This window comes from Tumidithrix elongata BACA0141, from assembly GCF_036349135.1.
GTDB classification, from domain to species: domain Bacteria; phylum Cyanobacteriota; class Cyanobacteriia; order Pseudanabaenales; family Pseudanabaenaceae; genus Tumidithrix; species Tumidithrix elongata.
Map to the genome: position 1 here is coordinate 1 of NZ_JAZBJZ010000021.1, position 24415 is coordinate 24415.

General features: G+C 45.0%; 26 protein-coding genes and 2 pseudogenes. 19 read left to right on the top strand and 9 right to left on the bottom strand.

Annotation, left to right across the window (positions count from 1 at the left end; genetic code table 11):
- Positions 1-177: 177 nt before the first annotated feature.
- A complete protein-coding gene (locus V2H45_RS07200; protein ID WP_330482948.1) occupies positions 178-534 on the bottom strand; it encodes a hypothetical protein in 357 nt (118 codons plus the stop codon).
- Between the two features lie 257 nt (positions 535-791).
- Between V2H45_RS07200 and V2H45_RS07205 the strand changes: the two genes are divergently transcribed.
- The 5 genes from V2H45_RS07205 (at position 792) to V2H45_RS07225 (ending at position 5356) form a co-directional block, all read left to right on the top strand.
- On the top strand, positions 792-1079 hold the full coding sequence (locus tag V2H45_RS07205; RefSeq protein ID WP_330482949.1) for a DUF427 domain-containing protein: 288 nt from the start codon (positions 792-794) through the stop codon (positions 1077-1079).
- Positions 1080-1151: 72 nt separating this feature from the next.
- Positions 1152-2654 (top strand): carotenoid isomerase, encoded by a 1503-nt coding sequence (gene crtH / locus V2H45_RS07210; RefSeq protein WP_330482950.1) that lies wholly within the window; start codon positions 1152-1154, stop codon positions 2652-2654.
- 75 nt (positions 2655-2729) lie between these two features.
- Positions 2730-3233: a hypothetical protein gene (locus V2H45_RS07215; protein WP_330482951.1), complete on the top strand. Its 504-nt coding sequence runs from the start codon at positions 2730-2732 to the stop codon at positions 3231-3233.
- Positions 3234-3272: 39 nt separating this feature from the next.
- Positions 3273-3722 carry a hypothetical protein gene (locus V2H45_RS07220; protein WP_330482952.1) on the top strand — a complete coding sequence of 150 codons (450 nt, stop codon included), beginning with the start codon at positions 3273-3275 and terminating at the stop codon, positions 3720-3722.
- A 107-nt stretch (positions 3723-3829) separates the two neighbouring features.
- A complete protein-coding gene (locus tag V2H45_RS07225; protein WP_330482953.1) occupies positions 3830-5356 on the top strand; it encodes an ABC transporter ATP-binding protein/permease in 1527 nt (508 codons plus the stop codon).
- Positions 5357-5405: 49 nt separating this feature from the next.
- Here the strand turns inward: V2H45_RS07225 and V2H45_RS07230 are convergent, their stop codons facing one another.
- Positions 5406-5741 carry an MgPME-cyclase complex family protein gene (locus tag V2H45_RS07230; RefSeq protein WP_330482954.1) on the bottom strand — a complete coding sequence of 112 codons (336 nt, stop codon included), beginning with the start codon at positions 5739-5741 and terminating at the stop codon, positions 5406-5408.
- 159 nt (positions 5742-5900) lie between these two features.
- Between V2H45_RS07230 and V2H45_RS07235 the strand changes: the two genes are divergently transcribed.
- Together V2H45_RS07235 and V2H45_RS07240 are read left to right on the top strand one after the other, a co-directional pair.
- Complete coding sequence (locus V2H45_RS07235) at positions 5901-6602, top strand: hypothetical protein (protein WP_330482955.1); 702 nt, start codon at positions 5901-5903, stop codon at positions 6600-6602.
- A gap of 38 nt (positions 6603-6640) precedes the next feature.
- Positions 6641-7378 (top strand): WecB/TagA/CpsF family glycosyltransferase, encoded by a 738-nt coding sequence (locus V2H45_RS07240; RefSeq protein WP_330482956.1) that lies wholly within the window; start codon positions 6641-6643, stop codon positions 7376-7378.
- 401 nt (positions 7379-7779) lie between these two features.
- Here V2H45_RS07240 and V2H45_RS07245 read toward each other — a convergent pair whose 3' ends face one another.
- The 3 genes from V2H45_RS07245 to lipA form a co-directional block, all read right to left on the bottom strand.
- Complete coding sequence (locus V2H45_RS07245) at positions 7780-8181, bottom strand: type II toxin-antitoxin system death-on-curing family toxin (protein ID WP_330482957.1); 402 nt, start codon at positions 8179-8181, stop codon at positions 7780-7782.
- The gene (locus tag V2H45_RS07250) at positions 8178-8402 is read right to left on the bottom strand and encodes an AbrB/MazE/SpoVT family DNA-binding domain-containing protein (RefSeq protein ID WP_330482958.1); all 225 of its coding nucleotides are present in this window, start codon (positions 8400-8402) and stop codon (positions 8178-8180) included. The genes V2H45_RS07245 and V2H45_RS07250 overlap by 4 nt, the downstream gene beginning before the upstream one ends.
- Positions 8403-8657: 255 nt before the next feature.
- Positions 8658-9530 (bottom strand): lipoyl synthase, encoded by an 873-nt coding sequence (lipA, locus tag V2H45_RS07255; RefSeq protein WP_330482959.1) that lies wholly within the window; start codon positions 9528-9530, stop codon positions 8658-8660.
- Positions 9531-9811: 281 nt separating this feature from the next.
- Here lipA and V2H45_RS07260 point away from each other — a divergent pair, with 281 nt between their 5' ends.
- Both V2H45_RS07260 and V2H45_RS07265 read left to right on the top strand, forming a co-directional pair.
- Positions 9812-10387 (top strand): response regulator, encoded by a 576-nt coding sequence (locus V2H45_RS07260; RefSeq protein WP_330482960.1) that lies wholly within the window; start codon positions 9812-9814, stop codon positions 10385-10387.
- A gap of 149 nt (positions 10388-10536) precedes the next feature.
- On the top strand, positions 10537-12576 hold the full coding sequence (locus V2H45_RS07265) for an NAD(P)H-quinone oxidoreductase subunit 5 (protein ID WP_330482961.1): 2040 nt from the start codon (positions 10537-10539) through the stop codon (positions 12574-12576).
- 232 nt (positions 12577-12808) lie between these two features.
- Here V2H45_RS07265 and sodB read toward each other — a convergent pair whose 3' ends face one another.
- Positions 12809-13411, bottom strand: a complete 603-nt coding sequence (gene sodB, locus V2H45_RS07270) for a superoxide dismutase [Fe] (protein WP_330482962.1) — start codon at positions 13409-13411, stop codon at positions 12809-12811.
- 215 nt (positions 13412-13626) lie between these two features.
- Here sodB and V2H45_RS07275 point away from each other — a divergent pair, with 215 nt between their 5' ends.
- A complete protein-coding gene (locus V2H45_RS07275; RefSeq protein ID WP_330482963.1) occupies positions 13627-13989 on the top strand; it encodes a DUF6464 family protein in 363 nt (120 codons plus the stop codon).
- A 30-nt stretch (positions 13990-14019) separates the two neighbouring features.
- Here V2H45_RS07275 and clpS read toward each other — a convergent pair whose 3' ends face one another.
- Positions 14020-14328 carry an ATP-dependent Clp protease adapter ClpS gene (gene clpS, locus V2H45_RS07280; protein ID WP_330483010.1) on the bottom strand — a complete coding sequence of 103 codons (309 nt, stop codon included), beginning with the start codon at positions 14326-14328 and terminating at the stop codon, positions 14020-14022.
- A 281-nt stretch (positions 14329-14609) separates the two neighbouring features.
- On the opposite strand from clpS, the gene groES reads away from it, so the two are divergent.
- Positions 14610-14921 carry a co-chaperone GroES gene (groES, locus tag V2H45_RS07285; RefSeq protein WP_330482964.1) on the top strand — a complete coding sequence of 104 codons (312 nt, stop codon included), beginning with the start codon at positions 14610-14612 and terminating at the stop codon, positions 14919-14921.
- A 132-nt stretch (positions 14922-15053) separates the two neighbouring features.
- Positions 15054-16688, top strand: coding sequence for a chaperonin GroEL (groL, locus tag V2H45_RS07290; protein WP_330482965.1), 1635 nt, complete (start codon positions 15054-15056; stop codon positions 16686-16688).
- Between the two features lie 138 nt (positions 16689-16826).
- On the opposite strand, the gene V2H45_RS07295 is transcribed toward groL, so the two are convergent.
- Both V2H45_RS07295 and V2H45_RS07300 read right to left on the bottom strand, forming a co-directional pair.
- A complete protein-coding gene (locus V2H45_RS07295; RefSeq protein WP_330482966.1) occupies positions 16827-17231 on the bottom strand; it encodes a hypothetical protein in 405 nt (134 codons plus the stop codon).
- Positions 17232-17552: 321 nt separating this feature from the next.
- A complete protein-coding gene (locus tag V2H45_RS07300) occupies positions 17553-17951 on the bottom strand; it encodes a DUF4189 domain-containing protein (protein ID WP_330482967.1) in 399 nt (132 codons plus the stop codon).
- Between the two features lie 201 nt (positions 17952-18152).
- Between V2H45_RS07300 and V2H45_RS07305 the strand changes: the two genes are divergently transcribed.
- From V2H45_RS07305 to V2H45_RS07335, 7 genes and pseudogenes are all read left to right on the top strand, one after another.
- Positions 18153-19106 carry an alpha-E domain-containing protein gene (locus V2H45_RS07305; protein ID WP_330482968.1) on the top strand — a complete coding sequence of 318 codons (954 nt, stop codon included), beginning with the start codon at positions 18153-18155 and terminating at the stop codon, positions 19104-19106.
- A 110-nt stretch (positions 19107-19216) separates the two neighbouring features.
- Entirely contained in the window at positions 19217-20176 is a 960-nt protein-coding gene (locus tag V2H45_RS07310; RefSeq protein WP_330482969.1) for an RHS repeat domain-containing protein, read from the top strand.
- A 6-nt stretch (positions 20177-20182) separates the two neighbouring features.
- Positions 20183-20542 carry a DUF4288 domain-containing protein gene (locus tag V2H45_RS07315; protein WP_330482970.1) on the top strand — a complete coding sequence of 120 codons (360 nt, stop codon included), beginning with the start codon at positions 20183-20185 and terminating at the stop codon, positions 20540-20542.
- Between the two features lie 63 nt (positions 20543-20605).
- On the top strand, positions 20606-21766 hold the full coding sequence (locus tag V2H45_RS07320) for an RHS repeat domain-containing protein (protein WP_330482971.1): 1161 nt from the start codon (positions 20606-20608) through the stop codon (positions 21764-21766).
- A gap of 83 nt (positions 21767-21849) precedes the next feature.
- Positions 21850-23253 (top strand): ankyrin repeat domain-containing protein, encoded by a 1404-nt coding sequence (locus V2H45_RS07325; RefSeq protein ID WP_330482972.1) that lies wholly within the window; start codon positions 21850-21852, stop codon positions 23251-23253.
- 62 nt (positions 23254-23315) lie between these two features.
- A pseudogene (locus tag V2H45_RS07330) lies at positions 23316-23618 on the top strand (DUF2887 domain-containing protein); the annotation flags it as partial.
- Positions 23619-23637: 19 nt separating this feature from the next.
- Positions 23638-24323: pseudogene (locus V2H45_RS07335) on the top strand (IS630 family transposase); the annotation flags it as partial.
- Between the last annotated feature and the right edge of the window lie 92 nt (positions 24324-24415).

Here is a 24415-nt window from a genome sequence, read left to right on the forward strand (position 1 = left end):
TCTCGTGCCTTTCTGTTGCTCTTGCCTTGCTGCCGATTAGTCCAAACTAAAGTATAAGTAGACGAGCCTATAACTCAGCAGTTTTTAACTTCTGAGTTATAGGCTAATTTGATGAGATTTAAAGGTTAGGTAATCTGATTGGAAGACTTTACAGATTTATTTTGCTAAGTTCCCCTTTTACTTTGTATTACCAGAGCTAAAAGTTGCGGGGGTAAGTTTTAACTCTTGGTTCCTTTGAGCTTTAAATCCTTCAACGGCACTGTTGAGAGAATCATTTTGCTCTTCGCGGAACTGATCGGACGATCGCCCTCCATTCAACTGGGCATTGTGGATCAGTTGCATGAGATTTAGATTGCTACCTGTGATCGTGTAGGCTGAGCCACCTAGTTGTTGCCCGTCTTTTAACGTCTGGTCAGATAGCGTAGTAGCACCCGGTGTCGTTTGAGCTTCAACTCGCCCCATTCCTAAAACTGTCAACGAACAGGCGATCGCGGTACAGCTAGCCAATCCTAAAGCAAACATTTTTGTAGACATAACCATAGCCTCGCAAAATTCAACTCAAAATTCTAAACAGATGAAAGCCAAACGGTAAAATGCTTTTTCAACAAATCTTTTGAAAGTAGCCTATTGCCAACTATCTGGCATTTACAGATAGATTGCATCCATTATATTTCACAGAACATTCGTGCTGTTAGGCAACCCCTCGCAAGAAAGAGCCTAAAACTACATACCATCCCAATTAAAATAGTAACAGACTTAAAAAATAACAAGAAACTTACAAAATATTTACGATGACAAAGGCAACTTGGAACGGTGTTGTGCTGGCTGAAAGTGATAAATGTGAAGTGGTTGAGGGCAATCAATATTTTCCACCTGACGCGATTAAAGCCGAATATTTCAAACCCAGTAATACCCATACCACCTGTGGTTGGAAAGGGGTTGCCAGTTATTACACGATTGAGGTAGATGGCAAGGCAAATCCCGATGCTGCGTGGTATTACCCTGAGCCTAAAGATGCTGCCAAACAGATCAAGGGCTATATTGCTTTTTGGAAAGGGGTCAAAGTAGAAAAAAGTTAAGATTTTAGACAGCCCAAACCTATGCGATCGCGTAGGACCCCACAAACCACTAAACAAAGACGAAAAATATAAATGTTTGATGCAGATGTAATTGTGATTGGCTCAGGTATTGGTGGGCTAGTCACGGCAACCCAACTCGCCGCTAAAGGGGTTAAGGTTTTAGTCCTAGAGAAATACCTAATTCCAGGGGGGAGTGCGGGCTACTTTGAAAGGGAAGGATATCGCTTTGATGTGGGGGCATCGATGATCTTTGGCTTTGGTAAGCAGGGCACGACCAATCTCCTCACCCGTGCCTTAGACGCCGTCAAGGTTCAACTCGAAACGATTCCAGACGATGTCCAAATTCACTACCATCTGCCCGATCGCTTAGATATTAAGGTCGATCGCTCCTATGAGAAATTTATTCAAGCGTTAGGCGATCGCTTTCCCCACGAACGCCAAGGCATTCGCAAATTTTATGATGAATGCTGGAAAGTATTTAATTGTCTCAATGCGATTGAGCTATTGTCCTTAGAAGAGTTCCGTTATTTGATGCGGGTATTCTTTCAAAATCCCATGGCTTGTTTGGGATTGGTGAAATATCTGCCCCAGAATGTTGGCGATGTGGCAAAACGCTATATTTCCGATCCCGAACTGCTGAAGTTCATTGATATGGAGTGTTATTGCTGGTCGGTCGTGCCTGCGGACAAAACACCGATGATTAATGCAGGTATGGTGTTTAGCGATCGCCACTATGGCGGCATTAACTATCCTAAGGGAGGCGTTGGCAAAATTGCCGAAACCCTAGTAGATGGCTTAGAAAAAGCAGGCAGCGAAATTCGCTACGGGGTCAGAGTGACGCAGGTGATCCCGAAATCGAAGGCAAAAAATGGCGCGATCGTTGTAAAGCTCTCCAATGGTGAAACCCTGACAGCGCAACGTGTCGTGTCCAATGCCACCCGATGGGATACCTTTGAATATCTGCTCAAAGATGAGACGATGCCTAGTTCTGAACAAAGATGGCAGCAGCGATATCAAAAATCCCCAAGTTTCTTGAGCTTACATTTAGGCGTTAAATCGGAAGCAATTCCATCGGACTCAGCCTGCCACCACATCCTGCTCGAAGATTGGGCAGATATGCAAAAATCTGAAGGCACAATTTTTGTGTCAATTCCCACCCTGCTCGATCCGAGTCTTGCGCCAGCAGAACACCACATCGTCCATACCTTTACACCTAGTTGGATTAGTGACTGGGAAGGCTTGAGTCCCTCAGAATACGAACATCGCAAGGAAGAGGCAGCCTCTAAGCTGATTGCTCGGCTAGAACGGATTTTTCCGACCCTGAGCCAAAATCTCGATTACCAAGAAGTGGGAACGCCCCGCACGCATAGACGTTTTTTAGGAAGGATAGATGGAACCTATGGCCCAATTCCCCAGCGTAAGTTGATGGGACTATTGGGCATGCCGTTTAACCGCACCTCAATTCCCGATCTTTACTGTGTAGGGGATAGTACTTTTCCCGGGCAGGGTTTAAATGCCGTGGCATTTTCAGGTTTTGCCTGCGCTCATCTCGTTGCTTCCACGCTAAATTTGTAAAAGTTATTGAACGTGAATTCGGTTTAACGATTACAAGCTTGCTAAGATCGGACAACTGATCTGTTACCCAAAACCATGCAGCCTTCCGTAGAAACAACACAACCTCTACCTAGGCAATCGGCGGGAATCGCCACAAAAGCCATTGTGGGAATTCTGTTTTTGCTGTGGACGCTTTTCCTGAGTGGCATTACTTGGGAAATTCAGCATTCCTGCGCTCCGATCGTTTCGTGGAACGGTACATTGCCTGCCAAATGCCATCCTAAAGAAGATCGTACGGCGCAGCGGCGGAACGTATCCCCAAGAGGGGAATCGCTCGTTCCTAGTTGGTTGACATCCCATAGCAATCAGAATCATCAGAGCGATCGCACCAGTTCTAAATCACAGAAAAATCGCGTTGCAACTAGCCGCGATCGCAAGCCTAGCGACAAAATGTCCCCTAATACCGTAGGAGCTGCCGCAGGTACGGCTGTCGCGATCGTCTCTGCCATAGCTGGAGCCCCAGCGATCGTCACGGTTGGTCTTGGTGTCGCAGTGTGGTTTTTCGTTAAATTTTTCGCCAAAGCTGCCAGTGTCTCGTAAAGTGTAAAAGTTATCACTTCGACCTCACGAGGTATACCTATGCAGTCTTCCTCCAAACCTGATACCAGCATTTCTGAGACTAATAAAGCCGTCCAGCCTACACAACCCGCACAAGCTACAGTTCCATCGCCCGAATTGCAAGCAAAAAACGTTGCTGCGTCTGGTGTGTCGTCCCCCAGTACGAGTCTTATAGCAGGGCTGTCGGAGCGCTGGGCTGCCTTGTCTGGTAATCGCACCCTCATGGCTGGGCTGCTCGGCGTGTTGGTGCTGACCATGTTCTTGTTTGCGAATAAAGGAAGCAACAACTGCATCTTTAGTTTTAGTAGCTGTAACCCGATCGCACCTGTTGCCACTGTACCCGTGATCTTAGCTCTTGGCGCTAGTGCTGCAACCGTACTCGTGCTAACCACTACACTCGGAACCTCTGTGATGGTGGCGGTTGGTGCGGGATTTGTCGTAGGTTGGATCGTCAGCCAATTCATGCATTGAGACTTGTCAGTTCTTAGATCTCCAACTTTTTTTGATTCACGCCAATCAAGATCTTAAACTTTGCCAAAAAGTCGGAGATCTCTCTGGCAGTATAGCTTTCAACAATCATGCACTTTATCGAACTTCAGAACGTTTCTAAACGCTTTGGGCAGAAAGTCATTCTCCAAGAGATTAGTTTGACTGTTCGACAAGGGGAATTTGTCGTCTTGGGTGGTGCGAATGGCGCGGGCAAAACCACCTTGCTCAGTGTCATCCTCGGCTTGTTACAGCCAGATACGGGGACGGCTCTGCTGTTGGGGCGATCGCCTCGCCTTCCTGCTGCTAAAACCCGTGTAGGTGTGGTCTTGCAGAAGGTAAGACCGCCCAAAAATCTCAGGGTTAAGGAACTAATTGACCTCGTACGCAGTTACTACCCCGATGCGCTCTCTACTGAAGAGATCCTCAATACGGTGAACTTAGCAGGAAAGCACAACGACTGGGCAGCGGATCTATCTGGCGGACAAGAACAGCGCCTGTTGTTTGCTCTCGCCTTAGCTGGCAAGCCCGATCTGCTCGTGTTAGACGAACCGACGCGCAACCTCGATCCTGAGGGTTATACCGACTTTTGGAAGCAACTGCACCTCTGTGTATTTCAAGGCAAAACCGTCTTGATGGTGACGAACAATCAAGCTGACTGGAAGGAGTTAAACAGCCTCGCAACGCGAACGATTACCTTGCAGGATGGTCGCATTCAGGAAGATCGGCAGAGTGCGATCGGCAAAATGCCAACTCCTTCCGAGACAGCGCCTAAACAGGTGGCGATGTCGAAGGGCGGTATCCCCGTTTATTCCTTCGCGGGTACAAATTCGGAGAGCATATTGCGTGTGGCAAATGATACGCCAGCAGAGAGCTCCTCAACGTTGTCCTATGAGAATGACAGCCGATCGCGAGGTTTTTTTCCGCAACTTTGGGCAGAGTCGCTACAGTTGTTGCGAACGCCCACCTATGCGATTGGTATCTTTCTGTTTTCCAGTGCGATCGCTTTGTTTCCACCAGACAAACGCTTGGGCATGTTAGGCCCAATTTTCTTTGCGGGGCTGAGTCTGCTGACGATCGCTTTTGAGCGCACGGGCAAGCGGGTTGCAGTCGAGCGGGTCGAGGGTTGGCTGAAACTATTGCGCGTCACGCCTTTGCATCCCTTTGCCTACCTGTCGGCGAAGGTCGTGATGTCGTTGGCGATCGCGGCGATTAGCCTACTCATTGTCTTGGGGCTAGGAGCTTGGAAACTTGGCATCGATCAGTCTTGGGGACAGCGATCGCTAGAATTTACGAGTTTACTGTTAGGCAGCATTCCGTTTACGATTTTCGGCTTGGCGTTAGGCTATCTGGTCAATCCCAAAAGTGTGGACTCCATTGCTGGTCTAGCCATTCCGATCGCGTTGTTTACCTGCGGTCTGCCTTTACCCGTTCCTCAGAGCGTTCAAGATGCGATCGCCTATTCACCTTTCTACCACTACGGACAACTGGTGCTCTGGTCGGCAGGACAGCCCTACGACGGCTATTTCTGGCTGCATCTGATTTGGTTGCTATGGACGGGCTGTGCTTTTGCCTTCCTTGCCAATTGGGCTTACCAACGCGATCGCGCGGTGGAGTAAAGCACCGAGGTAAAAACCGATTTAGCGATCGCGATCGCTAGGCATTTACTTAGGCATTTACTAAAGATGCAAGCGGGTCGGGAATTGTAGCGCTAGGGGCTACAAATTCACCTGTAGCGACAAACTCAAGGCGCAGTTTTAACCAGCGAATGACTTGAATATCGGTGGAAATCACCGCTGCTGCAGGCTGAGGGCATTGCTGTTTGAATGTTGCCATTTCAGGGGATTCTAAAAATGCTGGTGAATCTACCAACCAAAAGTCGATCGCTTTCTTGCGCTCGGCATAGTTTTTCTGGCGTTCTTTTAACGATTCTTGCAACGGGTTTTCTTCCAGCAGGAATTTCCGACTGGCTAGGACAAAATAATATGTAGTTTGGTCAGACATAAATAAAACTGGAAAAGACTCCATATCCTATCTTATAGCGATCGCAGGCGCTTGTTTGTGAACCTATGTCAACCGCAAAAGGTAGCGATCGCACAAGACAAAACTATCCCCCTATAAAAATTGCGATAAAATCTTAGATACGGTAAGAGGGCTATAAGGATGTTTAACTGGGCTAAGAGGGCTTTGACCCTTGGTTTAACCTGTTTGGGAAGTTTTGGTGCGGGCGTCGGTCTGAATATCGCTGCGGCTACAGCACAGTCAGACAACGTAGTTGTTTATGTAAACGGTAGCGATCAAACCACACTCAACCTAGTTCGTCAAGTCGTATCCAATCCAATTGTGGGCTCGGTCGATGGGCAAAGCTCAGTTATTGCTGGGGCATTCGATCAGGCATCGGCGGATGTGGTCACCCAGCAACTAAAGAGTCGGGGACTGGCTGCCCAGCAAACCCTTTATCGCACGCAACAACAAGTCGCAAATACATATACCTATCCGACTCAATATCAGTACGTCGCCTCAAATGCGATCGCTCCCTGCGTTCAGCAAGCTTATACGGGTTCGACGACCTACACAACCGTAAGCAATTATGGAAGCAATTATGGCGGGAACACTGTACTCACAGGTACCGAAACAGGTGGATTTAGTAACGGTCAAAATCGTTATGTTGCGGCGATACCCCTAAGTTCGGGGGGGACAAACGAACTCTTGAGAGTGCGGCAAATTATTCCCACAGCCTTTATCGCTAAATCCAATCGTGGCAGTTATATTTATGCGGGTGGTTACCCTAACCGCGATAGTGCCGAATCCTTAACATTCTTTTTGCGATCGCGTGGCATTGATGCAAGGGTATTGTATTTTTGATGGTTAAGTTCTTTCAAGATTCAATCTAGGTGAGGTTCGTGCAGCAATTTTCTGTCTTAAATTTGCCCGTACATATTCATAGCAATTATTTAAACTGGCTAGAGCAGCGCTTGCAGCAGCAGCAGGGAACCCATGTCGTCACCCTCAATGCTGAGATGGCAATGCAATCACGGCAGAATACGGAATTGGCAGATGTGGTGGGGCAAGCAGAGTTAGTCGTGCCCGATGGGGCGGGGGTAGTGCTATTTTTGCGATCGCAGGGGCAATCGGTCGATCGCTGTCCGGGGATCGAGTTAGCAGAGAGCATCGTGCAGTCCTCTGCCCAAAATCAATGGCAAGTCTTTTTGATTGGCGGGGCTGAGGGGGTGACCGAAACCGTCGCGCAAAAATGGCAGCAAAAGTTTGAGAATTTAGCGATCGCGGGAACCCATCACGGCTACTTCGATCCTAGTGGCGAACAATGGCTGTGCGAACAATTGCAGGCAACACAACCCCATCTAATTTTGGTTGGCTTGGGCGTACCCAGACAGGAGCTATGGATTAAGCAGCATCGCCATCTCTGCCCTCAGTCTGTTTGGATTGGTGTAGGCGGCAGTTTTGATATTTGGGCAGGGTTAAAAACTCGCGCTCCCCATTGGTTACGAGATAACAATCTAGAGTGGGTTTATCGTCTCTACAAAGAGCCATGGCGTTGGCGCAGAATGTTGGCTTTACCGCACTTTGTCTGGTGCGTAACCTGGGATTCTCTAGGACAAAAGCTATCAAGATCCCAATAAGACGATGGAATTTCAGGGGTTACCAAGAAAATTGGGTCTAAAGCCCTTCTAGCACGGCTTTTGTGCCATAATTATACTGGTTGGAAATCCCATGGTGGTGGCTTGTTAAGACTCCTTGAACCAGAAAGTAGAGTTTAGATCTGCAAAATATTGGGTAGCGAAAGCCAAGAAAAACATAGCTAGGGGAAATAAGTAAGTACCCAAAAAAACAAAAACAATAATCTGTACGATCTAACAGTACCTAAGAGCCTTAGGGATCTGCCTCGTAAGAGGAAAAGCATGGGGAGAAGACTGCCTCTACTATAAAAGGGAAACCTGATACAGCAAGCCGACTTCTGTGAACCATGAATAAGAATCACCGCTGCTTTAGCTCGGTGAGTATGTCAAAATCAGAAACTGATTTACAGCGATCGCACATGGACTGAAATCCATTGTGATAGTCTTGCTTGCTCTGCTTCTGGCGAGCCAGATCTGGCTGCTAAATCCCAAAAAAATGCTGCTGCCTCGGCTTCATCTGCCATCAGTTCCAATCCATTTAGCTGTAGAAAGACATCTACCACAACAAGAGCAATTCTCTTATTGCCATCAATAAAGCAGTGATTCTTCACAAAACCATAACCATAGGCAGCCGCTAAATCAAACAGAGTTACAGCCTGTCCGTAGTAAAATAAATTTTTGGGCTTTACTTGCGTAGATGTCAGTAGTCCTGCATCAAGAACCCCATAGGAACCACCATGCTCGCGAATCAAAGCATCATGCATGAATCGGATCGCATTTTCTGGTATCCATTTAGGTTCGTTCATTCCGCTAACTGCCGTAGGGCGTTACGGTATTTCTTGCGTGTGACGTCAAAAGCTTGCATAGCCGCTTCAAAATCTGGATCGTAAGGGGTTAAGCAAATACCATCATGGGTTTCAGTTACGAATAGGGTATCTCCTTCTGCCAAGTTAAACTTGCTTACAATTTCCTTGGGAAAAGTTGTTCCTAAAGAATTTCCTACCTTACGAATTTTTAGGGTATCCATAACGCTACAGGCGATAATGTTATTACAAACATAATAACGCCACCATGCGATAAAAATCCACTCCCCATAGCAACTCTGATTTGACGAGAAATCGCCAATCAAAACCTGACAAACAAGCTAAATTGCTGATGTGATCTAGAACTATTCATGTCAATTTATAGTTGCGTCTCAATTGTTTCATTGAACAAGAGCTAGCGGGGGTGGATTTACTGACGTTGCCAGCCTCGCTATTTTTTTGCGTCTACTCATAATAATTCAAATTGCCTCACTGGCATGATAAGAACTTCGCACGAGTGCGCCCGATCGCACGTGTGTAAACCCGATCTGCTTAGCAATATCACCCAAGCGATCGAACTCAGAGGGAGTCCAGTATTTCTTTACAGGTAAATGTTCTAACGAGGGTCTGAGATACTGCCCAATCGTGAGGGATGTGCAGCCAATTGCATAGAGATCTTGCAGGGTTTCTACAATTTCCGATTCCGTTTCGCCATGCCCCACCATTAATCCTGATTTGGTCGTAATTTTAGGATCTAGTTGTTTGACAAACTCTAGTACCAACAGCGATCGCTCGTACTTTGCCCCGCGCCGCACCACCCCTTGCAGCCTTCTCACAGTCTCAACGTTATGGTTATAGCAAACAGGAGATGCAGAAACAACGGTACTAATGCAGGTGCGATCGCCCCGAAAATCTGGGGTCAACACCTCAATTTTGGTCTGAGGATTGATTTGGCGAATTGCAGAGATCGTTTCTACAAAGCATCCCGCCCCTTGATCGCTGAGATCGTCTCTTGCTACTGAGGTCAGCACGACATAGTTAAGTCCCAATAGATCCACGGCTTCTGCAACTTTTTGAGGTTCGTGGGGGTCGAGAGCCATGGGTTGATGCCCTTTATCGACCTGACAGAATGCGCAACTGCGCGTACAGGTTGGCCCCATCAGCAGAAATGTTGCTGTCTTCTGGGCATAGCACTCAGCCCGATTTGGGCAACGACCTTCTTCGCAAATGGTATGAATACCCCTTTGTTTGATAATTTGTTGTACTGTAGAAATCTCACTTGCTTTACCAAGTTTTGGGCGTAACCAATCTGGTAGGCGCAGGTCTTCAGTCGTCGCTCTAGATACGTTCATAATTTCAGGGTTATTCAGAGACTTGGGATTATTCAGAAATTTGGGTGAGTTCCTTTAGATGACAATCTACAAATTCTGCGCTAGATTTGTTGGCAAAATCAGACGGCTCCTAAAAGTGAAAAATAAATAAAATAAACCAAAAACTTTGAAATCGTCGAATACAAGTGTAAAATCGTCACTTAAAAATTTTATATACAGTTTGAAGTAACTCTTACAAACAGTAATCATCCTAGCCTTTGTAAAGCATTGAACCAATTGAACCAACTGAGGGGTTATCAGCAGTGGCAGCGCACAAAATATTAGTCATCGATGATAGTAAAGTAATTCGCAACATGCTGCGAGATATGCTACCGCCAGCCAATTTCGAAGTACTGGAAGCAGCTGATGGCGTCAAGGGGCTAGAAATGATCCAAAAAGAAAAGCCTTGGATGATCATGCTGGACTTCTTGCTACCCCGAATGAATGGCTTTGAAGTCTATGAGAACTTGCAACAAAACCGTGAATTAAAGCGAATTCCCCTACTACTAATGTCGGGTCGCAAACAGGAATGGACCAGCAAAATCCCTGAACCCTTTGAAGATAAGTACCTTGTTTTCATTGAAAAGCCGTTTGAGCAAAAAGTATTGATTGCAGCAATTAAAAAGGCAATGGCTCTTGGACAAAAGCGCCCACCAGACACTTCAGTAGCTGCTGTTTCTTCGCATCAAGTACAATCTGCTACCTCAGATTCCAGTCAAGAACTCCTCAAGCAAATCGAAGCGCTAGACAAGCGCGTTAAAGTCCTAGAGCAGCAAGTTGTAAATCAGCATAAGCAAATGCAACAGCTTGTAGATTTCATTAAGAAAAAAATTGGTTGATTTCTCCGTATTGAAACTGGATAAAAATCTTAAATCTTAGCGATCTTAGGTAGTAATGCTCACACATTACAGTAGCCCTTGCGATCGCTATAGTAAACTAACCTGTGGAGCGAATCTAAAAATACTCAAGAGCTTAAACCCTCCAAAATATGGACTTTGCATATCAATATGCCTGGATGGTTCCAGTGCTACCGCTTTTAGCGGCTCTAATTATTGGGCTAGGGCTAATTACATTTAACAAAGCCACCAATAAACTACGACAAGCCTGTGCTGTTCTTAGTGTCTCTGCTACTGGGGCAGCGATGTTTCTTGCTTTCAATCTCCTTTGGAGCCAGATTCAAGGACATGAAACCTATCTCGCAACATTTGAGTGGGCGCAAGCGGGAAGTTTTCACCTCAACATGGGCTTTGTCATCGATCATCTCACCGCTTTGATGCTGGTGATTGTAACCACTGTTGCTTTCTTAGTGCAGATTTATACAGATGGTTACATGGCACATGACCCAAGCTATGTAAGGTTTTATGCCTATTTGAGCTTGTTTAGTTCTTCGATGTTAGGGCTGGTGGTCAGTCCTAACTTGGTACAGGTCTATGTCTTCTGGGAATTGGTGGGAATGTGTTCTTACCTCCTAGTTGGCTTTTGGTTTGACCGTAAAGGGGCAGCAGATGCCTGTCAAAAAGCCTTCGTAACCAACCGCGTAGGGGACTTTGGCTTATTACTCGGTATGCTAGGTCTGTACTGGGCAACAGGTACGTTTGAGTTTAATGAAATGGGTGTAAGGCTGACGGAACTGGTCGAATCTGGTTCTATCAGTGTCTTTCTTGCTACCTTATTCGCCGTGCTTGTATTTATGGGGCCTGCGGCGAAATCAGCCCAGTTTCCCTTACATGTCTGGCTACCTGATGCTATGGAAGGTCCAACCCCGATCTCAGCCCTGATCCATGCTGCCACGATGGTCGCTGCGGGTGTGTTTTTGATCGCTCGCATGTTCCCAGTGTTTGAAGACCTGCCCGCTGTGATGAATATCATTTCTTGGACAGGCGCTTTCACGGCATTTCTGGGGGCAAGTATTGCCGTTACGCAAAACGACATCAAAAAGGGCTTGGCATATTCCACCGTTTCCCAGTTGGGATACATGGTGATGGGTATGGGCGTTGGCGCATACGGTGCAGGTTTATTTCACCTGATGACCCATGCCTATTTTAAAGCCATGATGTTTTTGGGCTCTGGCTCTGTGATTCACGGTATGGAAGCAGTGGTCGGACACGATCCCGATCTGGCTCAAGATATGCGTGTGATGGGTGGGTTACGCAAGTACATGCCGATTACTGCAATCACATTCTTTATCGGTACTTTGGCAATTAGCGGTATTCCCCCGTTTGCGGGTTTCTGGTCAAAGGATGAAATTTTGGCATCGACCTTTAGAGCAAATCCTGCGCTATGGTTAATTGGCTTTTTGACCGCAGGACTTACAGCTTTTTATATGTTCCGTATGTACTTCAATACCTTTGAAGGTGAGTTTAAAGGTACGGACAAAAAGCTATTGGCAGAGGTTAAAGCGCTCAATGCTAAGACCACAGATCAAGCGAGTCATGATTCCCATGGATCCAGTCATGATAGTCATGATCATGATGCTCATCATGCCAGCAAGCCCCACGAGTCACCCCTATCTATGACCTTCCCCTTAATGGCTTTGGCAATTCCATCGATGTTAGTGGGCTTGGTTGGGACGCCTTTTGGCAATTATTTTGAGCAATTCATTCATGCGCCCAAAGAAGTTGTCGAGTCTTTGCCTGTCGAAGGCTTAACCCCTGAGTTTTTGATCATGGCTGGTAGCTCGGTGGGAATTGGCTTGATTGGGATTTCGCTCGCGATTTTGATGTACTTGCAAAAGAAAATATCTGCCGATGCGATCGCTAAATCGATCCAACCCCTTTACCTGTTTTCCAAAAACAAATGGTACATTGACGAACTCTATGAATTCTTGTTTGTGAGTGGCTCTCGTCGCTTGGCACGTCAGGTTTTAGAAGTAGACTCTAAAATTGTCGATGGCGCTGTCAACCTCGCTGGCTTTGTCACTGTAATTACAGGTGAAGGACTGAAGTACTTTGAAAATGGCAAAGCGCAGTTTTATGCCCTTGTGATTTTCATTGGTGTCTTAGGATTGGTGATCTTCTCATCAATTTAACGTGAATGCGATGAACCTCTCCCTCCCAGCCTCCCTCGCCTAAAAGGCGAGGGAGGAGCAAAAAAAAATGGGGTTTTCAAGCCACTCTCCTGCGAGGAGAGGGGTTGGGGAGAGGTAAAACATCGAACTGTCGAACTCATATCAATTTAGGTTTGATTGCTGAATTACAAACAAACAAAAAAGGGTGAACCAGTTCACCCTTTTTTGTTATTAAAGCGTAATGATAGAAAACTTAGGCAGCAGCTAAATTTTTGGCAACCACATCCCAATTAATCAGATGATCGACAAAGTTTTGCATAAAGTTGGGGCGGCTATTTTGGAAGTCTAGATAATAGGCATGTTCCCAAACATCCATAGTCAAGAGAGGAACTTGTCCCGCATGAACTAAAGGGTTCTCAGCGTTAGGAGTTTTAGTGACTTTCAACGTGCCACCTTCTTTTACCAACCAAGCCCAGCCACTACCAAACTGAGTAGCACCAGCATTTTTAAACTCTTCTTTGAATTTATCAAAACTGCCAAAACTTGCGTCGATCAGTGCAGCAAGCTCACCTGTGGGTGTACCACCACCATTGGGCTTGATGCCATTCCAATAAAAAGTGTGATTCCAAACCTGCGCAGCATTGTTAAAGATGCCAGCCTTGCCTTCTTTAAAGCTGGTTGTAATGACCTCTTCTAAAGATTTGCCAGCCAAATCGGTATCTTGCACGAGTTTATTGAGGTTATCTACATAGGCTTTATGATGCTTGCCATAGTGAAACTCTAAGGTCTTAGCTGACATGCCTGATGACTCAAGCGCATTCAAGTCGTAGGGCAATGCAGGAAGTTCAAACGCCATTATTCTGCTCCTCTCTAAGTAATTTGCTTAGCTTTCTTAGGTTTAAGTATTGTTACAATTATATGCTACATCGTAAACCGTAATTCTTGCTACAACGCACTTAGTCCAACAAGTAGTGAAGTGAAACTAGCTTTAATGCTTCTCATTCTTCAAAGGAATTCTTATGAGCCTGAACTCATTCAGATTTACATTGTTTAATATTTAAAATCTGTACTATGCAAATATCTGCTTTGCCTACAGAGGTTTGGGTGATTCATCCCGATCGCTGCTTGGGCAAGATCTACCTAGACTGGATGCCCCAACCTGGAAATTATTTAGAGCTGGAGGGCAAGCCTTACACAGTTTTGGAACGTCGCCACCGCTATCAGTTTAGAAACGGCCGCTACGCACTATTTAACATTGTCGTATACGTTCAACCCAGCCAGAAACCCTTGGAAAATACCTTAGTAGATGGGCGTTGGGTGGTTGGTGATGCTTCCTGCCGATTTAATGCGCGATCGGAAATTATGCGTTGTGCGGTCAATCCCCTTGGTCCCTGTGAGGGCTGTAGATTTTTGGAAAAGGTAGAAGGGTCTTAGGTACTTATTAGTAATCAGGCAGGTTAGCAATCAGGCAGGCTCAAGTGGAGCCATCGTTAGATCGGCTTGTTTTAATTGTGCGTGATAAAGTTCGGCTTGTTCTTGTGGCCCTACCCACACGATCGCCAACCCCTCAAAATGCACCTGATTGGTCAATTCCCACGCCAAGGACTCTGTCATGGCAGGAATATATTTCAGCAGGCACTTAATCACATGCTCAAACGTATTAAAGTCATCGTCAAGAACGATGACTTTATAGTTAGGGTAAGGCTTTTTAACAACGGACAAAACCGTCTGACTTGCTTTATCAGGGGCTTGAGTGGCAGCAACAATAGGCATCATAAATTGTGTTTCCAACTCCTAGTTCCTCATTATAGTCAAAATGATTTTGACATTGGCAGCTTTTTTTGGGCAAGTATTGCACTAGTTCGGTAAACCACACTCGTATATGTAATTCAGTTTCCGCTAAATTAGCAGTCAGCAGTTAAGAGTGCTAATTTAGCTCTTAAGCCGCTACTAGATCGATTGTTTTGAATATTAGCAACTCGTTAATCTTCAAGCGATCGCAATGTTGCTGGTTTTTAAGAGCATGTAAATGTTAACGAATTAGGTTGATAACTATGGCAGCAACGTCTTTAAACATCTCTACTGTAAAGCCTTTAGGCGATCGCGTATTCATCAAAATCAGCGCAAAGGAAGAAAAAACAGCAGGAGGTATCTTTTTACCTGATACCGCAAAGGAAAAGCCACAAGTGGGAGAAATCTCAGCCGTAGGTCCTGGCAAACTTGACGATAAAGGCGTTCGTCAAGCTCTTGATGTCAAGGTCGGCGACAAGGTTCTCTATTCAAAGTATGCAGGTACTGATATCAAGATCGGCACAGATGAATATGTATTGCTAGCTGAGAAAGATATCTTAGCGATCGTCGAATAAAAGCAATTAGCTCTTAGCGATTAGCTCTTAGCTTCCAAGAAATAGCCAACTGCTAATAGCTAACTGCTAACAGCCTTGAGATAACTGATAACTCACAACTGATAACTCACAACTTAACAACCAATCAAAACTATGGCAAAGAGAATCATTTATAACGAAGATGCACGCCGCGCCCTAGAACGAGGCATGGATATCCTCACTGAGGCTGTAGCTGTTACTCTTGGACCTAAAGGCAGAAATGTCGTTCTAGAAAAGAAGTTTGGTTCACCTCAAATCATCAATGATGGTGTCACCATTGCCAAGGAAATTGAATTAGAAGATCACGTTGAAAACACAGGCGTGGCACTAATTCGTCAAGCCGCTTCTAAAACCAACGATGCTGCTGGCGACGGAACCACCACTGCAACCGTTTTAGCGCACGCGATCGTCAAAGAAGGTATGCGTAACGTTGCCGCTGGCGCAAATTCGATCGCTCTCAAGCGCGGTATTGATAAGGCATCTAGTTTCCTTGTAGACAAGATTGCTGCTCATGCTCGCCCTGTAGAGTCTTCTAACGCGATCGCTCAAGTCGGTACGATCTCTGCTGGTAACGACGAGCAAGTTGGTAAGATGATCGCCGAAGCCATGGACAAAGTTGGCAAAGAAGGCGTAATCTCGCTCGAAGAAGGCAAGTCGATGACGACTGAACTAGAAATCACCGAAGGGATGCGCTTTGATAAGGGCTATATCTCTCCTTACTTCGTTACCGATAGCGAACGCATGGAAGCTTCCCTTGAAGATCCTGCCATCTTGATCACCGATAAGAAAATCGGTATGGTTCAAGACCTCGTACCAGTTCTAGAGCAAGTTGCTCGTGCTGGTCGTCCGCTCTTGATCATTGCCGAAGACATTGAAAAGGAAGCACTTGCTACCCTAGTCGTGAACCGTCTGCGCGGCGTGTTGAACGTTTGTGCGATCAAGGCTCCTGGATTTGGCGATCGCCGCAAAGCCATGCTAGAAGATCTAGCTGTCTTGACAGGTGGTCAAGTGATTACCGAAGATGCTGGACTCCGTCTTGATACAGTCAAGCTTGACTCATTGGGTCGTGCCCGTCGGATCACCGTTACCAAAGACAGCACTACGATTGTTGCCGAAGGTAATGAAGTCGCAGTCAAATCTCGTTGCGAACAAATTCGCCGTCAAATTGAAGAAAGCGATTCTTCGTTTGATAAAGAGAAGCTACAAGAACGCTTGGCAAAACTATCGGGTGGTGTAGCTGTAATTAAAGTTGGTGCTGCGACTGAAACCGAAATGAAGGATCGTAAATTCCGTCTGGAAGATGCGATTAACGCAACCAAAGCTGCGGTTGAAGAAGGCATCGTTCCTGGTGGTGGGACGACCTACGCTCACTTGGCTCCTGAATTGGAAACATGGGCAAAGGGCAACCTCACCGGTGAAGAACTCACGGGTGCGCTGATTGTGTCGAAGGCACTTTTGGCTCCTGTCAAGCGAATTGCTGAAAATGCCGGTCACAATGGTGCTGTAATTGCAGAGCGTGTCAAAGAACTAGAATTCAATACTGGCTTTAATGCAATGACCAGTGAATTTGAAGATATGTTTGTTGCAGGTATCGTCGACCCTGCCAAGGTTACTCGTTCTGCTTTGCAAAATGCAGCATCGATCGCTGGCATGATTCTCACTACAGAATGTATCGTTGTCGATAAGCCTGAAAAAGAAGCTGCTCCTGCTGGTGGCGGCGGTATGGGCGGCGGTGACTTCGATTACTAATCGCCTGCATTTGGCTTTTAGCAAACTACTCTTTTAAACAACAAAGTGGCTTGAGTTAAATTTACTCAAGCCACTTTGTTTTTGAATCTACGGTTTAAGCCCAGTAGAATTAAGAAATTCTGGTTTTGCAACAACGCATTAATGCGAGTAATACCGATGATGTCTGTGATAGGAGTTAGGGTTACCCTCATAGATATAAACCGATCTTGGAGATGGAGAAACTTGGGTTTCAACGATCGATCGGTTATAAAGATTTGTATTCGTGGGCAGGCTATAAGGATTTGGTATTTGATGATAGGAATAGTTGGGTTGCCTGTAGATCGGCACGACATTCTGATAGTAGTTTTCGCGGTGGTGAGAATGATGGCGCGAATATCGATCGTAAGGATCGTAAGAACCATATTGACTAGGAGTGCCGTATTGAATAATCACCCTAGTATTACCGCTGCTAAAACTCGTGCCAATAGACAGATCTGCGTAAGCTGGGATGGCGAATATGTTCGCGATCGCCAAGCTGGTTATCCCTAAAATTAAGGTTTTCATAAATTTAACTTCTGGGTGAAGTGGCAAGCCTAAACCTTTTCGCTCAACTAGCGATTCGGTGCTTTTTTTATTTTATAACAACTTGATTGTGGAAATTAGATTGCAAAATCAAGAGGCGGAAAGAAGTGGTTCTAGGCAAAGGTTTACCTCTTTCTATAGAAATGCACTCCCCCATCCGCTTGCAGACGGGGGAGTGCATTTAAAGGAAGTACTACAGATGTAAATTTCAAATCTTAACGATTGCGTAAAAAGTTACTTAACTTAACTTTTGTTCTTATGAAAGCTCGAACCCAGATTTATACACATCAAGATTAGGTGTGATTAATCTGGTGTGCAAATTGTGCGAACGGTGCTGCAATTTCTGCCTCCATAATCTCTACATACCTCATCTGCTTTTTCTTCTGCAGCACCTGCATTGGCTGACCAAGCCGTTCCTGCGGCTCCATTTGAGGCTTCCGAAATTGACATACAGGCATTACGCACCCAGATTAATATTCTGCAATCTCCTGCACCAGAAAGACTTTCGCACTGAGATATGGCACTGCGCTCAGCAGCAGCACGAGAGCTATAGTTCCATGCATAGCCTTTGTCTTGCGTAGATCGAGAGCGTGCGATCGCCCCAAAACTATTTTGCGCATAAGCATCCATCCCACCACTTAAGACTAGGGGGAGTACGACAGTCGCTGCGATCGCCAGAGAACCACAAAATTTCCGCACCATAAAAACCTCACTGAATCAATGTATCGACTTATTTCTATAGTCAATATAAGGTTAAAAAATATTAGGGATTTGTGATCTAGATCGTCACTTGGCGTGTCTTTTGGCAATGACATAAATGGTTAAAAGCGATCGCGATTTGTGAATTTTTGACAATTAGGTTAAAACTATTATGCAAGAGCCTCATTACTATTAAACCGCAATATGCTTAGTCGAGTTGCTGACTCAATTTACTGGCTAAACCGCTATATCGAACGGGCAGAGAACGTAGCGAGATTTGTCGATGTCAATCTACAGTTAATGTTAGATTTACCTTCCACCGTACCGCAGCAATGGGAACCTCTCGTGATGACTACAGGGGATTTATCTCTGTTCAAAGAGAAATATGGTTCCTCAACCTCAGAGAATGTGATTCAATTTCTTAGCTTCGATCGCGAATATCCTAATTCAATTCTTTCCTGCCTGCAAGCTGCTAGAGAAAATGCGCGATCGGTGCGGGAGATTATCTCCTCAGAGATGTGGGAACAGGTCAATGACTTCTATCTATTCGTTAAGGATGCTTCTCCCGGTCAGCCGTTGTCTGGGTTACATGAGTTTTTTAATAAAGTGAAGTTATCTAGTCATCTATTTGCTGGGGTGATGGATGCGACGATGACCCACAATGAAGGTTGGCATTTTGGTCAAGTGGGAAGATTTTTAGAACGAGCAGACAAAACTTCTCGCATTTTGGATGTGAAATACTTTATCCTTTTGCCTTCGGTTACCCATGTTGGCACAACCATTGACGAAATTGAATGGATGGCATTGCTCAAGTCTGCCAGTGCCTATGAGATGTATCGCAAGCGAGGATTGCATCGAATTACACCGCACCAAGTTGCCGAGTTTTTACTGTTAGAACGAGAATTCCCCCGTTCTGTTCAGTTTTGCGTCCTGCAGGCAGAACGTTCTGTTTACATGATTAATGGAACACCTCCAGGAATTTGGACGAACCCCCTAGAGCGATCGCTGGGACAGTTGAGAGCAGAATTAGACTACATCACGATTGAGGAAATCATTCAATCAGGTTTGCATGAATGCCTCGATCACTTCCAAACGCGCTTAAATGACATTAGCAATAAGGTCGGGGAAACATTCTTTGCTTTAAAGCCAATCAGTTGAGGGATTTCATAAATTACTTTAGTTCGGCAGTTAACCGTAGCAATATATAAAATCAAAACCTACATCGTCGAATAGGGAAGACAGTTGATCTTGATGGTGCGGGTACTGGTGTGGCAACAACGGAGCGGTATGTTTATGACCGCGACCATATTATGCTGGTGTTTGTGGGTTCTACGCTAAAAGAGAGATATCTCTATGGTGCGAATCTGGATCAGGTGCTGGCGGTGGAGGCAAGTAGTCAGGTAAACTGGACGCTTTCTGATTATTTGGGTACGGTGAGGGATTTGGTGAGTAGTGCGGGTGTGGTGCAAAAGCACATCAAGTACGATAGTTTTGGCAATGTCACGGCTCAAAGTGCGCCCACGGTGAAGTCGCGGTTTGGCTTTACGGGTCGGGAGTTTGACTCTGAGACTGGGCTTTATTATTATCGCTCTCGCTATTACGACTCTGCGGTTGGTAGGTTTATTAGCGAGGATAGGATTGGTTTTGCGGGTGGTGATGCGAATCTTTACAGATATGTTGGGAATAGTGCGACGAATGGAACTGATCCTTTTGGTTTACAGACATACGTATTACAGCTTGGCACAACTCTTGGTAAAGCAGCAGGAACTGTAGCAACGGGAGCCGAACTTAGTGTATTGGCTCCTGTGCTTGCATTTGCAGGAGTACTTCTTGGATTTCCTAGTGCTGCGGGTGAAGGGAGTGATAAAGTTAGACCACTACCTGTCAGTGGATTTACCAATACTGCTGGAACTGGGTTTGGTGGTGGAATACTCACTTTCCCTGTTCCACAACGAAGGAGACCAATTATATTCTCAACGAACAATAATTTGTGTCAGATTCCTTATGTGTTTCCAGCAGTTGAAAAAGGGGAGAGTTGGGTAACGAGAGATGCAAAAGCCCAAGCAAGAGAAGAAGATAGAGATCCATGCGATCTACTTAAAGAATGGCTTAATGATGAACAGCAAAAAACTAAAAATTTACGAGATAAACAATATATTAGAGATATTGTAAAAGCCCAAAAATACTTAAAATGTCGTAACATGGACAAAAGGGAAGAGAATTACTAGCTTATTATGACTTGGTATATTGCTCATTCAATTATGTATGTGAAGTTCAAAGACGGAATACAAGATAAGTATCCGATTTGGGAAAATATGATCTTAATAGAAGCATCATCATCTGATGATGCTTGGGATAAAGCTAAAATTAGGGCAAAAGAAGATGAAGACAGTGAAGAAAATGAGTCGCTCTGGGAAAAGCGCCCTGCCATATTTGTTTTTGCAGGTATTCGCAAAATTGTTGAATGCTTAGATCCTGAGAATAGGCCTACTCATGGCACTGAGGTTACATATTCTGAAATGGAACTTGATAGCTTTGATTCGTTATCAAAATTCTTGAAAGGAGAAGAAGTGTTGGTAAAATACCACTACTAAAGTACAATCAGGTAGAGTGCGACCCATAGTTATCAAACATCTGAGGCGTTTAGTTATGATGCGTTGGGAAATCGCACGGGGTATGTAACAACGGCGAATAATCGTTTGCAATCGGATGGAACGTTTACCTATCTCTATGATGACGAGGGAAATCGCACCCAAAGGACGAGAATCTCGACGGGTGAAATCACGAGTTATACTTGGGATTATCGGAATCGTTTGACAAATGTGGATACAAAAACGAGTGGTGGTGTGTTAACTCGGTCTGTTGCTTACAAGTACGATATTTTCGATCGTCGGATAGGGAAGACGGTGGATCTTGATGGAGCAGGTGCAGGTGTGACAACAACGGAGTGGTATGTTTATGACCGCGACCATATTATGCTGGTGTTTGTGGGTTCTACGCTAAAAGAGAGATATCTCTATGGTGCGAATCTGGATCAGGTGCTGGCGGTGGAGGCAAGTAGTCAGGTAAACTGGACGCTTTCTGATTATTTGGGTACGGTGAGGGATTTGGTGAGTAGTGCGGGTGTGGTACAAAAGCACATCAAGTACGATAGTTTTGGCAATGTCACGGCTCAGAGTGCGCCCACGGTGAAGTCGCGGTTTGGCTTTACGGGGCGCGAGTTTGATACGGAGACTGGACTTTATTATTATCGTGCGAGGTATTACGATTCTGCGGTTGGTAGGTTTATTTCAGAAGACCCTATTAGTTTTGCAGGCGGTGATGTAAATCTTTATAGGTATGTTGGGAATAGTGCGACGAATGGAACTGATCCATTCGGTTTAGGTCAAGGGATACATGAAGGAGAATTTAATCGTTTAACTGATATATGCGAATCTTCAGTAAACTGTGATGAGATATTAAATGCTCTTGAGAGAGTATTAGATTCAATATATTTTCGTGAAGGGGATATTGCGTTATCTCTTATCGGTGGAGGAGAAAGAGCTGAAAGAGCAGGAACTCATCGAGTAAGAGTTGTAAAAGAAAAAGGTCTGAGACAAATATGTATTGAAAGAGCAAACGAATTTTGCCCACCTGGAAGAAAACCTAAAGACAAACCACCAACACCTCCCCCAAATCCTCCCGTTATGTGTAAACCAGAAGATGCGCCAGTTTTGATGCCACCGCCACAGAGACCTCGATTTGAGTTTAAATGGCCTCAGATTGATTTCCCTTCATTTCCAGTGTTTCCTGTTGATCCCTTCAGACAACCATCTTGAAAAATAGTTGCAGGTTTTTTTGCGTTGGGGCGGAGTAACTTGCTGTAACCATTATATTCACGAGCTTGCAACCCTAATATGATATGAAAACTCATTACTTCAATTTGGATTCGCCCCTCCATCGCTCAGCATTTTTTGGAGACACAGAGGGGCTTAGTTATCTGCTTGAGCTAGGTGCAGACATAAATTCCACAATAAGTCTTTCACTAGATGAGTATCCATTTTTCCATCGACTGACTCCCTTAATGTTGGCAGCTTGGTCTACCGCAGGTGCTACAGTTGACACCTTGCGTTGGCTAATCGAACATGGCGCAAATCCTTATATCAAGTCCAAAGCCGAAGTCACAGCCGCTCGCTACGCAATGTTAAATCCATCTTGGTGGAAAGATCCCGAACAACGCACGAAAGCCGATCGCAGCGATCGGCTTCAATACCTTTTAAGCCTAGGTATAGACCCGATGGAAACAGCATGGAACGACAGTACGCTTTTAACCGAAGCTTGTACATTAGGTGATTCTAACTGTGTTGCTCTGTTACTAAACGCTCACGCATCAGCTAACCCAGTTATTTCGGAAAATGAAGCTAATGTTTCGTCATCCCAAATCCCGCTGTTTTGTGCTGCAAAGTCAGGTTCTGCTGAATGTGTAAGGTTACTTTTGCAAGCTGGAGCTGAAGTTAACACAAGAGATACCCGAAAAAGTACAGCATTAATGTATGCCAAGAATGTTGATGTTGCTCAAACCCTTCTTGATGGAGGAATCGATCTTTATGCAAAATATGAACTTGATGATATGAGGTTTGACGCTCTGGATTGCATTCTACATAATAACCATGAGGATTCGGATTTTGAAGAATTTTCAAAGATAGTTGCCTATCTTATTCATGCAGGACTAGATATTGAGAAAAAAGACGATCGCGGCAATACTCGTCTTTGGGATGCTGCTTTTAGCGGTAATGAGGCTGCGATTAACTGTCTCCTAGAGCATGGTGCAAATCCCCATGCAAAAAGCCATCAAGGTTCCTCTCCACTTCATGCAGTTTGCTGGAGTACAGATCGACCTTTTCTTTCAGACTGGCAACCTTGGCAGACAGAAATTCGGATTATTGAAAGACTTCTAGTAGCTAAAATCGACATTAATGTTCGTGATGATATGAGTTGGACTCCAATTCATGAAGCCGTTTTTGGAGATGGGGGATATCTGACCGCGCTCAAAACCTTGTTAAAACATGGAGCCGATCCAAATGCATTGACTCATAATGGAATAACCCCATTAATGCTTGCTGCAATGGAAGGAGAGCTTGAGTGTATGCAAACACTTCTATCCGCAGGTGCAGATTTAACCAGAAAAGATTCTAAAGGTTTGACTGCGGCTGACTATGCGATCGAGCATTATGAGAAACTTCTAACAGAAGGTAATACGAGATACGAAGGCTCTCTGGATTATTTACTCCAACGAGCCTCGGAATGCATTTGGCTTTTGAAGTAGAGCAGTAATGCCCACACTCAGCATCTTTATGTAGCTCAAGCATCATGCTATGCTTAGCCCTCATGAAAACGGACACCCTCTTTTACCAACTCTTTCAAACCTTCCATTCGCTTCTTTTTGAGCTACTCGAGCGCCCGATATCAGAAGCAGAAGGCTATCAATTCAGCTCCGTCGAAATCAAAGAGAAAGCATTTCGGTTTGACGGTATTTTCATGCCCTCCAGCCATGACAAACCAATCTTTTTAGCAGAAGTCCAATTTCAGCCCAAAGAAGACTTTTATTCCGAGTTTTTAGCCGAAATATTTCTCTATCTCAACCAATATCGTCCAGCCCAAGACTGGCAATCCGTAGCAATCTTTGCACGACATATAGCAATCGCCAAGATCCTACAGAATCACGGACTGGGATAAGTTTCGCGAATTTGTAAGTAAACATGGCGACAAGACCCAAGAGCAGATGGCTGAATTATGGGAAGGTGAAATCAGTGCCCGCACAATTTCGCGTGCTTTGCGAAAAATAGGGTTTACCCGTAAAAAAAACTTATGGATACCAAGAACGGGATGAAACAAAACGTCAAGCATTTTTGGAGTGCCCCTATAGCCCCTAACAACATCGTTTATGCAGACGAAGCAGGCATAGATAACCGAGATGATTATGCCTATGGTTGGAATAAGCAAGGGGAAAGGTTTCATGCCCTCAAATCAGGGAGGCGAGAAGGACAAGTCAATAGGATTGCCACTTATTGCAATCATCAGTTAATCGCTCCTTTTACTATTGAAGGCGCTTGTAATCGAACCATCTTTGAAACTTGGATTGAAACCTGCTTGATTTCCACTCTGGTAATCGGGCAACGGTTGGTCATTGACAATGCCACTTTTCACAAAGGTGGGCGGATTGAACAGTTAATCGAGCAGGCGGGTTGCAAGGTGTTGTATTTGCCTCCTTATTCTCCTGACTTGAATAAGATTGAGAAATGCTGGTCGTGGCTCAAAAGTCGCATTCGTCACTGTCTCGGTGAGTTTGATTCTTTACGTGATGCTATGGAAAATATCTTAAAGATGGAGTCCTGACAGTTGTGGCGATTGCTATAGCAGTATCCCTCCATCTGTCCTCAGTTGTTGCTCGGAAAACTTTACTTCTAATCATTTTTCTTGATAAAAAT

What these genes read in the sequence shown, in the direction of transcription:
- V2H45_RS07200 (WP_330482948.1), bottom strand. Translation starts at nt 534, where the DNA reads ATGTCTACAAAAATGTTTGCTTTAGGATTGGCTAGCTGTACCGCGATC.
- V2H45_RS07205 (WP_330482949.1), top strand. Translation starts at nt 792, where the DNA reads ATGACAAAGGCAACTTGGAACGGTGTTGTGCTGGCTGAAAGTGATAAA.
- crtH (WP_330482950.1), top strand. Translation starts at nt 1,152, where the DNA reads ATGTTTGATGCAGATGTAATTGTGATTGGCTCAGGTATTGGTGGGCTA.
- V2H45_RS07215 (WP_330482951.1), top strand. Translation starts at nt 2,730, where the DNA reads ATGCAGCCTTCCGTAGAAACAACACAACCTCTACCTAGGCAATCGGCG.
- V2H45_RS07220 (WP_330482952.1), top strand. Translation starts at nt 3,273, where the DNA reads ATGCAGTCTTCCTCCAAACCTGATACCAGCATTTCTGAGACTAATAAA.
- V2H45_RS07225 (WP_330482953.1), top strand. Translation starts at nt 3,830, where the DNA reads ATGCACTTTATCGAACTTCAGAACGTTTCTAAACGCTTTGGGCAGAAA.
- V2H45_RS07230 (WP_330482954.1), bottom strand. Translation starts at nt 5,741, where the DNA reads ATGTCTGACCAAACTACATATTATTTTGTCCTAGCCAGTCGGAAATTC.
- V2H45_RS07235 (WP_330482955.1), top strand. Translation starts at nt 5,901, where the DNA reads ATGTTTAACTGGGCTAAGAGGGCTTTGACCCTTGGTTTAACCTGTTTG.
- V2H45_RS07245 (WP_330482957.1), bottom strand. Translation starts at nt 8,181, where the DNA reads ATGAACGAACCTAAATGGATACCAGAAAATGCGATCCGATTCATGCAT.
- V2H45_RS07250 (WP_330482958.1), bottom strand. Translation starts at nt 8,402, where the DNA reads ATGGATACCCTAAAAATTCGTAAGGTAGGAAATTCTTTAGGAACAACT.
- lipA (WP_330482959.1), bottom strand. Translation starts at nt 9,530, where the DNA reads ATGAACGTATCTAGAGCGACGACTGAAGACCTGCGCCTACCAGATTGG.
- V2H45_RS07265 (WP_330482961.1), top strand. Translation starts at nt 10,537, where the DNA reads ATGGACTTTGCATATCAATATGCCTGGATGGTTCCAGTGCTACCGCTT.
- sodB (WP_330482962.1), bottom strand. Translation starts at nt 13,411, where the DNA reads ATGGCGTTTGAACTTCCTGCATTGCCCTACGACTTGAATGCGCTTGAG.
- V2H45_RS07275 (WP_330482963.1), top strand. Translation starts at nt 13,627, where the DNA reads ATGCAAATATCTGCTTTGCCTACAGAGGTTTGGGTGATTCATCCCGAT.
- clpS (WP_330483010.1), bottom strand. Translation starts at nt 14,328, where the DNA reads ATGCCTATTGTTGCTGCCACTCAAGCCCCTGATAAAGCAAGTCAGACG.
- groES (WP_330482964.1), top strand. Translation starts at nt 14,610, where the DNA reads ATGGCAGCAACGTCTTTAAACATCTCTACTGTAAAGCCTTTAGGCGAT.
- groL (WP_330482965.1), top strand. Translation starts at nt 15,054, where the DNA reads ATGGCAAAGAGAATCATTTATAACGAAGATGCACGCCGCGCCCTAGAA.
- V2H45_RS07295 (WP_330482966.1), bottom strand. Translation starts at nt 17,231, where the DNA reads ATGAAAACCTTAATTTTAGGGATAACCAGCTTGGCGATCGCGAACATA.
- V2H45_RS07300 (WP_330482967.1), bottom strand. Translation starts at nt 17,951, where the DNA reads ATGGTGCGGAAATTTTGTGGTTCTCTGGCGATCGCAGCGACTGTCGTA.
- V2H45_RS07305 (WP_330482968.1), top strand. Translation starts at nt 18,153, where the DNA reads ATGCTTAGTCGAGTTGCTGACTCAATTTACTGGCTAAACCGCTATATC.
- V2H45_RS07315 (WP_330482970.1), top strand. Translation starts at nt 20,183, where the DNA reads ATGACTTGGTATATTGCTCATTCAATTATGTATGTGAAGTTCAAAGAC.
- V2H45_RS07325 (WP_330482972.1), top strand. Translation starts at nt 21,850, where the DNA reads ATGAAAACTCATTACTTCAATTTGGATTCGCCCCTCCATCGCTCAGCA.